General features: G+C 61.9%; 14 protein-coding genes. 9 read left to right on the forward strand and 5 right to left on the reverse strand.

The window, feature by feature from the left end:
* Positions 1–141 precede the first annotated feature (141 nt).
* Positions 142–3198, reverse strand: a complete 3057-nt coding sequence (locus tag H4O11_RS18200) for a galactose-binding domain-containing protein (RefSeq protein WP_425506092.1) — start codon at positions 3196–3198, stop codon at positions 142–144.
* Between the two features lie 431 nt (positions 3199–3629).
* Between H4O11_RS18200 and H4O11_RS18205 the strand changes: the two genes are divergently transcribed.
* From H4O11_RS18205 to H4O11_RS18215, 3 genes are all read left to right on the forward strand, one after another.
* Complete coding sequence (locus H4O11_RS18205) at positions 3630–4112, forward strand: hypothetical protein (protein ID WP_182342037.1); 483 nt, start codon at positions 3630–3632, stop codon at positions 4110–4112.
* A gap of 179 nt (positions 4113–4291) precedes the next feature.
* Entirely contained in the window at positions 4292–4549 is a 258-nt protein-coding gene (locus H4O11_RS19620; RefSeq protein WP_425506093.1) for a tyrosine-type recombinase/integrase, read from the forward strand.
* A 233-nt stretch (positions 4550–4782) separates the two neighbouring features.
* Positions 4783–5970 (forward strand): helix-turn-helix transcriptional regulator, encoded by a 1188-nt coding sequence (locus H4O11_RS18215; protein WP_182342043.1) that lies wholly within the window; start codon positions 4783–4785, stop codon positions 5968–5970.
* A 3-nt stretch (positions 5971–5973) separates the two neighbouring features.
* Here H4O11_RS18215 and H4O11_RS18220 read toward each other — a convergent pair whose 3' ends face one another.
* Positions 5974–6681 (reverse strand): MobA/MobL family protein, encoded by a 708-nt coding sequence (locus H4O11_RS18220; RefSeq protein WP_182342046.1) that lies wholly within the window; start codon positions 6679–6681, stop codon positions 5974–5976.
* Positions 6682–7227: 546 nt separating this feature from the next.
* Between H4O11_RS18220 and H4O11_RS18225 the strand changes: the two genes are divergently transcribed.
* Both H4O11_RS18225 and H4O11_RS18230 read left to right on the forward strand, forming a co-directional pair.
* Entirely contained in the window at positions 7228–7368 is a 141-nt protein-coding gene (locus H4O11_RS18225) for a hypothetical protein (protein WP_182342142.1), read from the forward strand.
* Complete coding sequence (locus tag H4O11_RS18230) at positions 7365–7835, forward strand: JAB domain-containing protein (RefSeq protein WP_182342049.1); 471 nt, start codon at positions 7365–7367, stop codon at positions 7833–7835. The genes H4O11_RS18225 and H4O11_RS18230 overlap by 4 nt, the downstream gene beginning before the upstream one ends.
* Positions 7836–7891: 56 nt before the next feature.
* Here the strand turns inward: H4O11_RS18230 and H4O11_RS18235 are convergent, their stop codons facing one another.
* Complete coding sequence (locus H4O11_RS18235) at positions 7892–8173, reverse strand: DNA-binding protein (protein WP_425506094.1); 282 nt, start codon at positions 8171–8173, stop codon at positions 7892–7894.
* 238 nt (positions 8174–8411) lie between these two features.
* Here H4O11_RS18235 and H4O11_RS18240 point away from each other — a divergent pair, with 238 nt between their 5' ends.
* From H4O11_RS18240 to H4O11_RS18255, 4 genes are read left to right on the forward strand one after another with little or no spacing between them, the layout of a single operon-like run.
* Positions 8412–9098, forward strand: a complete 687-nt coding sequence (locus tag H4O11_RS18240; protein WP_246333606.1) for a J domain-containing protein — start codon at positions 8412–8414, stop codon at positions 9096–9098.
* 25 nt (positions 9099–9123) lie between these two features.
* The gene (locus H4O11_RS18245; protein ID WP_182342056.1) at positions 9124–9339 is read left to right on the forward strand and encodes a hypothetical protein; all 216 of its coding nucleotides are present in this window, start codon (positions 9124–9126) and stop codon (positions 9337–9339) included.
* Between the two features lie 2 nt (positions 9340–9341).
* Positions 9342–9620 (forward strand): hypothetical protein, encoded by a 279-nt coding sequence (locus H4O11_RS18250; protein WP_182342059.1) that lies wholly within the window; start codon positions 9342–9344, stop codon positions 9618–9620.
* A gap of 2 nt (positions 9621–9622) precedes the next feature.
* Positions 9623–10264: a hypothetical protein gene (locus tag H4O11_RS18255; protein ID WP_246333607.1), complete on the forward strand. Its 642-nt coding sequence runs from the start codon at positions 9623–9625 to the stop codon at positions 10262–10264.
* Positions 10265–10849: 585 nt separating this feature from the next.
* Here H4O11_RS18255 and H4O11_RS18260 read toward each other — a convergent pair.
* The gene (locus tag H4O11_RS18260) at positions 10850–11038 is read right to left on the reverse strand and encodes a hypothetical protein (RefSeq protein ID WP_220466837.1); all 189 of its coding nucleotides are present in this window, start codon (positions 11036–11038) and stop codon (positions 10850–10852) included.
* A 407-nt stretch (positions 11039–11445) separates the two neighbouring features.
* Positions 11446–12333 carry a DMT family transporter gene (locus H4O11_RS18265; RefSeq protein ID WP_182342135.1) on the reverse strand — a complete coding sequence of 296 codons (888 nt, stop codon included), beginning with the start codon at positions 12331–12333 and terminating at the stop codon, positions 11446–11448.
* Positions 12334–12338 lie beyond the last annotated feature (5 nt).

The following is a 12338-nucleotide window of genomic DNA, read 5'->3' on the forward strand; positions in this document are numbered from 1 at the left end:
TTGCGTTCGCCGGGCATGGCCCGGCGCTACCAACCTGCGGCGCCGGGCCATGCCCGGCGGCTTTTGCCCGTATAACAACGTTCACGCGCACGCGGTGTTGCCGCGTTGCACGTTCGCCGGGCATGGCCCGGCGCTACGGCATCACCACTTGGCTTCGAGGGTGCGGAACGGCTGCTTCAACAACACGCCCTGGCCGTCGAAACCGGCAACGGCGCGTCCATCCACGCGCACGCTTTTCGGCGGCGTGCGTTGCGGCCACCACACACGCACGGCGGTATCCCTGCGCAACCCTTCGCCCAGCGTGACCTCCAGCGTTCCCTCCCGCTCCCGCGCCTGCATCTGCAGCGTCCCATACGCCGTCGGCAGGCGCTCCACCGCCAATCCCTGTCCCGCCACCCAGGAGGGCGGGGTGCCTGGCAGCAGCGACAAGGCATCGTCGTCCTCGCGCATCAGCATGCCGAACAGCGTGCGGCCGTACTCGGCGCCGATCCATGTATGCGGCATGTCGCCCAGGTAGCGTGGGAAGCGCAGCCGCGAATGCACCACTTCGGCCAGCACCTGCCATTCCAGCGGACGGCGATCATGCAGCAGGCCCTGCAACAGTTCATCGGCCACGGCGGGCTGGTCCAGGTGCACGTAGCTCAGCACGTTACGGATTTCATACGGCGTATAGGCATACAACGCATCCGGTTCGGCGCGCCTGCGCACGTCCTCCAGGTAACGCGCAAACGTGGTGCGCAACGCAGCCTCCGGCAGCACGCCCTGCGCGCCGGTCGGGTCCAGCGCGATCGACACGCTGGTCGGGTCGCCGTCGCCGAGGTCGGCGGACGCGGGAATGAAGTCGATGCCTTTCCATGCCATCGTGGCGCGGATCGACGCGGCCAGTGCGTCGTGCAGCAGGCGGTACTGCGCACGTGCCCACGCGGCGGTTTCCGTGTCGCCCAGCGATTCGGCCAGCCATGCGCCATCGTGCCATCCCTTCAGGCCCCAGTAGTCATCCCAATAGCTGTGCGTCGGCGAGGGATAGCCCTCGTGGCTGATCGAAGGCGCGAGGATGCCGGCGAAGCGCTCCGGCGCAGGCTGGCCGGCCATGTAGCCGGGCACCAGCGTACGTTCGCGCAGTTCCTGCAGGAAGCGCATCGCCGCCTTCACCTTCGGCAGGTAGGCGCGCACCGATTCAGGCCCGCCATCCAACCGTGCCACGTCGGCGACCAGCGCAATGTACTGGCCTTGGCTGTCGTACTCGATGTCCGAGCCGAAACCGGTATTGACGCTGCCATCGTTGTTGAGGATCGGAGAAACCAGGCCGTTGTCGTGCACGCCGTGTTCGCTGTACCAGGCAAGGTAATCGCGCGCGACGTTAGCTTCCCCCATGCGCAGCAGCACGGCCGACGTCGCCATGCCATCACGGATGAAGGAACGGTTGTAGTTGCGCGGGCCGGGCTGCATGGCCGGGCCGGTCTGGTTGATCAGCATGTAGGCAGCCTGCGCGCGCAGCATGTCGACCAGGGAAGGGTCGGGCAGGCGGATTCCGATCTGGCCGAGCCGGTCCTGCCAATCAGCCGAGACGCCCGCCGCCAGCTCGTCGAAGGTGGTGTCGGCATCACGCGATGTGTCGCCCAGGTCCAGCTCCGGCGCGTCCGGCAGGGTGCCGTCGTCGGCAGCGGCAGCGGTACCGAGCGGCAAGGCGATGACCACCGAGCGGCTGGCGCCGGGCGCCAGCTGGATCCGGTAGGCGAGGGCAGCTGCGGCAAGTCCTTGCGCATCGTCTGCCTGCTGCGCGTCGGGCAGCGTGCCGCTGGCGATCGCCGCGGTGATTTCGCTGCTGCCGTCGGTGCCGAACGGGGCGGCACCGGCGGCGTCCATCGGGCTGAGCGAGCGCAGCAGCAGGCGGCCGTTGACGCGGACCGCCTGGCCATCGATGGCGATGTCGCGGATCGGCGACAGCCCGCCGTTCTGCCAGGGTGGATTCATCTGCATCGGTCGCACTGCCAGCACCAGGGTGCCATCCACCGGCGTGCTGCCGGTATTGCGCAGGCGATGGCGCACGAGGGTGACCGGCTGGCCACCGTGTTCGACGGCGAAGGCCTCGCTTTGCAGCTCCAGCCCGGGTTGCGGCATCCACGCCACCGACGGCATCGGTTTCCAGCCATCGCGCAGCGCGTGCTTCACCGGCATCCCGGCGGCGCTCGTAGCGGTGCCGTCGGCGTTGCGCCAGATCGGCTGCACCAGCGGCGCCCCTTTGAACGCTTCGATGTTGCCATGTTCGTCGAAGATCGATTTCTGCAGCCCCGCATGCACGCCGACAGCCGTCCAATAGCTCTGCTGCATGTGCAGCGAGGCCGGGAACAGTGCGCGCTGTGCCCCGTTGGCGACAATCTGGTACTGCTTCATCGGCGTCATCACCGCGGCCGGCCCGAGCAGGCGGATGCGATCCACTTTCGGCGCGCTGCCTTCCACGCTCAGGCGCAAGGCACGTGCAGTTACCGGCGCGTTGCCGGCCAACCAGCTCTGTTGGCGGCTGCCGGCCTGCAGGTCGCGTGCCAGCTCGATCCAGCGTCCCTGCGCATCCTGCGCCTGCAGCCTGGCCGCTGCATGCGCGCCGGCCCAGTCCACCGCCAGCCCGGTGGTCGGCTGCGGGCGGGGCAGGGTGATGTCCAGCGTATGCGTGGTGCCTTTGCCTGCGGGGATGGCGACGGGGCTGCCGCCTTGCCATAGCGCCGCGGCATGCGCGGCATCCAGGCCGGCCACGCGGGCACTGCTGGAGGCGTCCAGCGGTTCCATCTCGAACAGCGATACGCCCCAGTCGGACGTGCGCTCCGGGCTGGCCAGCCGCAGGTAGCGTGCCTTGCGCGGAGCGAAGTACAACGTCTCGATGCCGCCCAGCGCATCGCGCATCGTGTAGGCGTCCTGCCACTGGCTGCCGTCCTGCGAGGTCTGCAGCGTGTAGCCCTCGGGGTTGGAGACGTCCCAGGTGATACGGACACCGGCGAGCATGGCAGGCTGTCCGAGGTCGACCTGGAACCAGTGCCCTGGACTGAAGGCACCGCCGGTAACGGTCTTCGGGTCATTGTCGATCAGGTGGCTGACTGCCATCGCCGACACCTGCTGCGAGGAACTGCTGGCCTGCCACTGGGTGCGTGGCGGCAGGTCCTGGGCAGACGCGGCGAGGGCCAATGCAGAGATCGGCAGCAGCATGCATGCAACGCCGCGCCCGGGCCGGAAAAGCGCAGTCCACCGATCTGCGTGCATGCTCATCAGGTTTCCTCGTTCCACTGCAGCCCCGAAGGTGGGCCGACGCAGACGCTAACAGGCGTTGGAACCGTTTACATGACGCGTCGCAATATCCGGAGGTGCCGCGGCGGACGCCGTGGCGTCGTGGGCGCTGCGCGGTTTCTGGAAGCCCGCGTGCCGCTGGCTGCGCATGCTTCGCAGGCTGGCGAACAGGGTTTGCGCCATAGCCCCCATCGTTCGACCATCATGGGACTGATGTGTCGTTTTTGACCTGCCCGAGGACCGGGGCATCGGGTCTGGAGCGGCGCGAAATGACGCCTGCGGGCTGATTCGATACACCATCCGATGGCATCTGGGATAGTTCAGTTTCAGACCTGTCCGATGGCGGATCGAATATGAACAAGGCTCCTGTTGTCCTCGCCGTCAGCCTCCACCGGCTGCCGCCCGCTGCCAATTCCGATGCCTCGCCCGTGTGCATCGATGGCCGTGCGCTTGAACGCGTCGGCAGCTGGCTTGCGCAGCCGGCTGGCCTGCCGGTGGCAACGGACATCCTCGGCCAGTGCTTCGTCGATGCGTGGACGCGCCACCGCAGCCAGATCGCCACCTTCCATGCACGTGCCGAGCGCATGCACGACGCCCTGGACCCGCAACGGAACCGCAAGGCCGACGTGCAGCGGGCGGTGCGCATCTGTGCCGCATGGCAGCACCACCAGCGCATATTGCGCGGCCTGGTGGAATGCCAGCAGCTGTTGCTGGGCCCGCAGGCGGCGGCGCATCCGGTGGCCCGGCGCAAGCAGGCACTGCGTTGGCTGGCAAGCCTGCTCACCCCGGAAAAGGACGGCAGCCGGCAACACGATGACTGGCTGCGGACAGGCTGACAAGGCGGCCGCTGCGGCCGCCGCCATCGGCGCGGTTATTTGCCCGGTTTGGCGGTCATCGGGAGGGAGAAAACCCGGCACGTTGGAAGGGCCATTTCGACAAAGTCAGATTCATCAGGTGTGCCACTTGAAGGCGATGTCCGCTATAGACACTCCCGGGTTCATGACCCGCATTGGCAATGCAGGAGGAAACTAGCGCCTTGACACTGCGATTCTTGATCATGACAGCTGCACGTAGCGGTGAAGTCCGCAGAGCCGAGTGGTCCGAGATCGACTTCGACCAGTCAGTGTGGACTGTTCCGGCGGTGCGTATGAAGGCGAAGCGCCAGCATCGTGTTCCTCTCAGTACGGCTGCCTTGCAAATGTTGCAGGAGGCCCGCCGACACCGGCTCCCTTGGTCTTCGGCAACCACAAGGGCGGCGTTCTATCGGATATGAACCTAACCACAGTAATGCGGCGCATGGATGTGGATGCAGTCCCGCACGGGTCTCGATCCACCTTCCGGGATTGGGTCGGTGAGTCCACCCAATACCAAGCGACTTGGCAGAGATGGCCTTGGCCCATGTTCTTCCGAACAAGACGAAGGCCGCCTATCGCAGGGGCGACGCACTTGAGAAGCGTCGGGCCATGATGGATGCTTGGGCGCTTCACTGCCTGTCTGCGGATCCCCATGGGCGATAGCCTTGACTCACTTTTCCTGCATCCCCGTGCTGTACTGACCGCGCGGAGGATCGACGTTTATGACGTCATCAATTTGGTTGTCTACGCAAAGATGCCATCGATCAGCATGCGTCGGGGCAAAGGAACTGTAGCCGGGTTTATCCACCTGGATGAATCGAGACCCAGATCTGTTGTGCGGGTCTTGCCGCAGTGCCAGATGGGTGAATTCCCGCGCAAGCTCGAACGCGAGATCGAATCTTTTCGCTACCCCGTACCCCCGGCCCAGTACGAGCCTTTGCTGGAAAGAATGGTTGCGACTCAGGAGCTTGCCATACCCTTCTTCTTTCATGAGCACCATTATTTAGTCGACAAGCGTCGTCGAGCTGCTTTGTTCTCGACGCTGTACACAGAGATGGTGGACAAGGCCAGCAAAGGGGATGTGGTCCTCCAACTCACGGATTCGGAGCGCACCAGCATAATGTTCAGTCATGCATGGGTAACTAACGAGACCCTTCGAAAGTATCTTAATCTTTACGGGGTGGCGCCGTGGTGGGAGCAAGAAGAGAACCTGGTGACCCATTCGCGGCTTGAGCGAGTGCTGCTGAGCGACGGGCTGAGCCAAGCAACAACCGACCCTACGGAGGAGTACGACAGCCAACAGCTTCCCTCGTATCTCTTCGGGCAGATGTTGCTCCAACGAGCACGCATTCGACTCAGCGGGACACGGGCGCGCGAGGTGGTAGGTAGTGCCAGCGCTGTTGAACCTCGTCCCATTGCTGTCGAGGTGCCAAAATTTCACAGTACATCGCAGTCGCGCACAGTCTCCTCCGTAGAGACTGCGACTACCGGTGACGAGAGCGCTCCGAAAATTACGAAAGCACTTCCCTTGGCGAATCACGACAAGGCAAGGGTTCTTGACGAAATTCGTTCCGAAATAGCATTTGAAGAGGCTCGTCCTAAGTGGCGTTCAGAGTTGCCGATTCTCCTAGCGCAGGCGCCTACAGCGCCTGCGGATTTGGATGAGGTAATGTTGACGAAACGGCAGGTGGCTGAACTTCTCGGTGTATCGGTTAATACGGTGGATAATCGCCGAAGTGATGACCCATATTTCCCGCAAGCTGTCGTATATGGACAGAGATCGCTGCGGTGGAAGCGCAGCGAGATTCGTCAATGGCGAGATCGGAAGAAGACCAGGTGAGATCTACCTGTGTTCATTCTTGCGCGCTGCGACGTACGCGGCCCGCTCGGTGGGTGACATGCCCTTGATCTTTGCCGGCCCGAGATACCTTTCGGCCTTCTTGCGAATTCCCCGCTCTTTTAGTGAGCGATGATCGACCCGAATTTCATATCCGTTGATGGCCAGATGGTGATTAATCGTTTCGGCCACAGTTCTTCGTGTCGCGATGAGGTCGTCCCGCATTTCCATCGAGTTTCGGCCGCCGCTGGACTTCTTGCGTCCACCCATTTTGGGGTTTGCCGGGTTGTGCCGCGAAAAGAAACGCTCCGCTGGTCGCTCAATGCCATCGTTAACGCGGTCCGACGTCATCAAATGGAGGTGAGGGATCAATTCGCCATCCAAAGATGATTTAGGCGCATGGATGGCAAACTGATGAGGCTTCCCGGGCGTCAGCAGTCTGATCAAGTCGGACGCGAGAGCCAGAGTTTGTTCCATGCTTAACTCTTTTGGCAGCGCGGTAATGGATTCACGGTAGATCGCGCCGTTCTTTCGCTCGAACCTTTCGGCTGCCTTCCATAGCTGTCCAGGATCGTTCTTCGCCCAGGAGGGGAGGTTTCCATGTCCGGCAGCAATCAGATCTTCGCGCTTGCGATGGAACCCTTTCCTTGCGACATAGTGCGAATGCTCGTATGCATTGCGACCGCTCTTGATCTCGAAGTGGAAGCTTGTCATTGGTGCACTAACCTTTTTGTAGAATAAAAAAAGAAACCCATAATCGCTCGTGGGCTGGCTGGGTGAGCCACATTTCTTGTGCTTGTGGTGGAAACGTTAAGTGCACGAAGGATTATTTTCCCTGTGTGCAAAGCCGAGCTTGTTTACAAGCAATCAACTCCTTAGCGCGCATCTGGTAGTCCGCATATGCTTAGCGTCATCAAGTAGGGAATTACTTAATCACGCAGTGGCAGGCTGGAGCAGTAGTCAAAGGAATTTGAAACCCTTAATACCTTCATGGGACTGGCAGAGGGCTTTTCTCGCGTCCGGACGTTCCGCACTGATTCGTCCGCATCGAAGGTGATCCATGAAGGACAAATCCGAGTTCCTGTATTGCGTTTTCATCGTCGCGGCTTCCATCTTGGCAGCCGTCGCACGTTGTTCGTTCAAGGCTTCAGGCGCTGACGTCAGCTTTCACGACTAAGCCCACTACCACTGGCATATCGCGCAAGGCCCGGCACCGTCCGGGTCTTGCGCGTTTATGCGCTCGCATCTGAGGAAGAACACATGCATCAAGTAGAGGCCATGGCCTACACCGATCACCGGCGTGCCCGCAGTGATGACCACCGGCGTGATGCCGCCTGGTTCGGGCAGGGGGCGGCAATCAAGCAACGTGCCTGGGACGAAGTCCTGAAGTTGGTCGCATGATCGAGCCCATCCACGATGCAGCACGCGCCAGGGAAAACCGGGCCATCGCACGTGCCCTGCAGATCATCGAACGTCGGGCGGCTGAGCCCGGTCAGTTGATGAGTGACCCGGACAACTGCGGGCGATTCTTCCGCCTGCGGCTGGTGAGCGAGCCAAGGGAGCACTTCGAGGTGGCCTTTCTCGATACTCGCCATAGGCTGATCAAGGTGGAGCGCCTGTTCTCGGGCTCCATTGACCAGTCCACGGTGCATCCGCGCATTGTGGTCCAGCGCGCGCTGGCGCTGAACGCAGCGGCGGTCCTGCTAGCGCACAACCATCCCAGCGGGAATCCGGAGCCCTCGGCAGCCGATCGGGTGATCACCGCCCAGCTCAAGCAGGCATTGGGATTGGTGGAAGTGCGGGTGCTGGATCACTTCATCGTGACCAACACGGCAGCGCTATCGATGGCTGCCCGTCGTCAGGTGTAGATGATCATAGCCAAAGGAGAAAAGCGAGGCCAAGGATGGCCACACGCGACTTTGGCCTACGGACCGCTTTTCGGATTGACCAGCGCGCGCAACTGATCCAGCAGCTCGGGCTCGGTGCTCAATCGCTTGATCACTTCAGCCAGATCGGCCTGCTGGGAGCGGTTGACCTGGGCCAACGCCAAGATCGCATCGGCCATTTCGGGGCTCTCGGCCAGCAGATAGGCCGCGGGGACCTCCAGTGTCTTGGCCAGCACATCCAGATTGTCGAAGCCGACGGCGGTGACCTGGTGCTCGTAGCGATTGATCCGCGACGAGCCTTTGTCCTTGCCCAGTCCCATGCGATCTCCCAGCGCTCGTTGACTCAAGCCACGCAGTTCGCGTGCCTGTACGAGGCGGGCGGCAAAGAGGGCGCGCGGGATGTCTGACAACGAGGGCAGGTGGGTTGGGGTGTTGTCCTAATCATGACGAAGCCTCTTCTCCTGTGGCAGACTCTATCTTAAAGATAGAGGGTTGTGCAGCCGATAAGGCATGTCGTCACCACGACTACTTACATGCAGAGACAGAAGGGATCTGGACTTGGAAAGGGATTACTACGAGGTGCTGGGCATTCGCCCCAGTGCCGGATCGGATGAGATCGAGTTGGCCTACCGGGGGCGACGCAGCCAGTACCACCCTGATCGCTACGCCAACACCGATGTGGAAACCCTGGACTGGGCCACGTCGAAGATGAAGGAGCTCAACGAGGCCTATGCCGTCCTGAAGGATCCGGACGAGCGGGCAAGGTTCGACTGGGAGCGGAGCAGGCACCAGCGGAGCGATCAGCATCGTTCACATCAGGCCGAGTCACGCGGCCCGACACCACCACCGTTGCCAACCTTGGCCCAGGCACTGGAAGGCATGGAGCTCAACGGCGAACCGCTGGAGCGGATCTTCATCGCCCCGCATATCCCACGGAAGAAGCTCGCTGGCGCCTTGGAGTCTTACGGGGAAGGCCTGCGGGCCAAGGACGTGGTCGTCCTGATCGACGACACGCTGTTCGGCGGGGCACGCGAAGGCGTGCTGATCACAGAAGCCCAGATCCGCTGCAAGGCCGTGTTCCAGCGCGCGGAGACCCGGCTCCTCGGTGTGCTGTCCGAGATCGCAGCAGACGGCAAGCACCTCTACATCGGGGGCGAGCGCTACATCGAACTGAACATGCCCAACAAAGGCGACCTCAAGCGGTTGTTCGAGACCGTCACCAACTACCTGCAACACCACCACTAATCGAACTCAACACAGGGGGAAACACATGAAATTTATCGCCGGGCTCTATCTGTTCACCGTCTTGCCGGCCTGGATCTACCTGGCCAATTGGGGACAATACGCCTACAAGGGCATGGCCTATAACTTCGGCCGTGCACTTATCTGGCCGGCTATCGCATTCCCGTCGATTGGCGGAATCATCAGCGGCCTCATGTGGCTTTTGGTGATCGTGGCTGTCCTGGTCTTCGCCAAGCGGCAGTGACCATGGCCTACACAACGATCAAGGCTGCCACAGTAATTGCGGCCACCCTGGCCTTCGCCGGCTGCAGCAGTGAACTGGACAAAGTGCGCGACCAGTTCATCGACAGTTGCTCCAGCGGGGGCGGCGACAAGGCGATTTGCGAATGCGCCATCGACAAGCTGCAGGCCCACTACGGGGAAGAAGGGCTGGTCAGGATCCAGACCGATGGCTACCCGCCGCCGGACTTCATAGATCAGCTTTTCAACGCCGCACAAGAGTGCAGAAAAGGAAAACGGAAATGAGCATGAAGCAGATCTACAAGGCCAGTCTGGCACTGCTGGTGGGGATGACCTTGGCTGGCTGCAGCAAGAGCGAAGAAGTGACGAGAGCTGGGGAGATCAACCTGGCGGGATGTGAAGTGCCGGCAGGCACCAAGCGTTCGGAAGCCGAGGCCATCCAGTGCGAGCCGGACAAGGCTCAGGAAGCTGCCAAATCAGGGCAAGACGAGCCTTGGAAGCAGGAAGAGCCAAGCATTACCCCGGATGCCGAGGTGATCGATGCTGCCATCGCGGAGGCGGCCAAGCAGGCGGACGGTGCTACTGAGTACAAGGAAGCGCGCAAGCAGGTGGAAGGCGACCTGACCGGGGACTTCAAACCCGACGTGGTGGTGATGTACACACTGGAAGGCCAGGGCGGCGGCAACGGGGCTGGCACCAATCTGGCTGCGTTTTTACGTGAACCGGCAGGACAACTTCATCTAATTGCCACTACGTCGGTGGCCGGGCTCGGCATGGTGGTTAAGGACATCGTCATCAAGGATGCATCGGTCCACCTGACCCTGCTGATGCAGGTCCCGGATGATCCGGACTGCTGTCCTTCGATTGAGGAGCCTGCACAGTACGTGCTGCATGGTGGCAAGTGGATGCAGGTGCAGGATAGGTCTTGAATATGAGCATCGCTTGGTAGATGGGTATGCAGACAAGCAAGTAGCGCTGTGGGTAGAGTCGTAACAGCTGCTCGGAAGTGCGTCGCTGGGCTCCAGCAGGTCGGAAATGCACATGGGTGCACTATGCGAAATTCGCATCTACAGCGTCAGCTAAAGAAATCGCGGTGTTTGCCCAAGGTGGGCTGCTGAGTCAATCGTTAATGCAGCAGTGAGACATGAAACCGAAGGGGTCGGGAGCTAGTGCTCCCGACCCCTTCGCGTGTGTGGATTTATCTTTTTCTGGATTTAGTGCGTAAAGGGAATTTCGCGCACTCCACTGGTCTGAGCTCGCTTCCATCTCCGCTCTCAGAGTTCGAGAGCACGCTGACTTTGAAGCGTCCTCGTTAATACGATCCAGTTATTGGGCGTTGGGCGACCTCGAAATGGTCGACGCGCTGGATCAGGCGATGCCGGCCCCTGCATCCAGTTCTGCTTCGATGTCTTCCAGCCAACCATAGAGGGAGGTAGGTCAGCGAGTGTTTCCGGTTGCGCGTTGCTGCTGCGGCCAGCGCTAAAGGATGTTGAGACCTGTTAGTCGAATCTGGATCAGTCGTTGGGCGTTCCATCAAGGGATTGGCTAGGGCCTTGCTGTCCCTGGTATTCGTATTGAACCTTGACGTTGCTGCGGAAGGGCTTTTGCCAGTCAGCCAGATATTTCTGCTGCAAGGCGGGAAAGTCGTCAGGGAGGTACTTTCTGACGACGAGCCTGTAGGCATGCAGGGCCACCTGCGCCACGCCATCCTTCACGGAAAGCCAGCATGTGGGCGTTGATGGTCTTGACCTCACGCACAGATTTGATCGTTTTGGCGTAGATGCTCATATGCCTTGGGAATGCTTATTCATGAGGGGCATCGGTCGCTCAAAGCACAGCAGATCAGCAAATTGCCTACAGGGGAGGGGGCGCTCTCATCAGTTTTCCGGACGGCCTAGCAAGCCGGGTTCGCCGACATATGGTTGGCTAGAGCGGCTCCCAAATCCCCCCAAAGCTAACCAGCGCGCCCCAACCTGTCCCAGATAAGCCAAAGGCGCGGCCAATGGGTCGCGCCTTTGGTAGGTATTTTGGTAGAAGTGAAGATAAAAGCCTCTACATGTCAAGCAATACTTAGGAATTTGGCGGAGAGGAGCCGCCGCCATCGGCGCGGTTATTCGCCCGGCTTGGCAGCGGCGCTGGCCGCCTGGCTGGCGGCGCGGCGGGCCAATACCGCCTCGCGGTGCGCGATATACGCGTTGGAGCCGAGGATGATCAACGCCCCGGTGATCGTCCAGCCGTCCAGCACTTCGCCGAACAACAGCCAGGCGAACACGCTGAGCACCGGCAACTGCATGAAGCTGATCGGGGTCAACGCCGACACCTCGCCCAGGCGCAGCGCACGGGTCCACAGCAGTTGGCCCAGCGTGCCCATCAGGCCGGTCGCGGCCAGCCACAGCCAGGCGATGCCGGCCGGCCACACCCACACGAACAGCGCCGGCACCAGCGACAGCGGCACCCAGAACACATAGGTGTAGAACACCACCGTGTCGGCGCTGTCCACGCGCGTCAGCTGCTTGATCTGGATCGCCACCACCGAACTGAGCACCGCGGCGGCCACCGCGACCAGGCTGCCGGCCGTGAAGCCGGCCGTGCCAGGGCGCACGATCACCAATACCCCGATGAAGCCGGCTACCACGGCGGCCCAACGCCGCACGCGCACCGTCTCGCCCAGCCACAGCACCGCCGCGATGGTCACGAACAGGGGCGTGGAATAGGACAGCGACACCGCCTGTGCCATCGGCAGGTGGCCCAGCGCCCAGAAACCGCACAGCATCGAGGCCAGGCCGATCGCACTGCGCATGAAGTAGCGCGGCAACTGCCGCGTCTTCAGCGGTGCGCGACCGGGGCGCATCAGCATCGGCAGCAGCGCCAGCAGCCCGAAGGCGTTGCGGAAGAACGCCACCTCCTGGGTGGGCACGTAAGCGGTGGCATAGCGGATGGCCAGCGCCATCATCGCGAACGACAACGTGCTGCCCAGCATCAGCCAGGCCGCACGCATCGGCG

It is taken from the genome of Stenotrophomonas tumulicola (assembly GCF_014117215.1).
Lineage (GTDB): Bacteria > Pseudomonadota > Gammaproteobacteria > Xanthomonadales > Xanthomonadaceae > Stenotrophomonas > Stenotrophomonas tumulicola.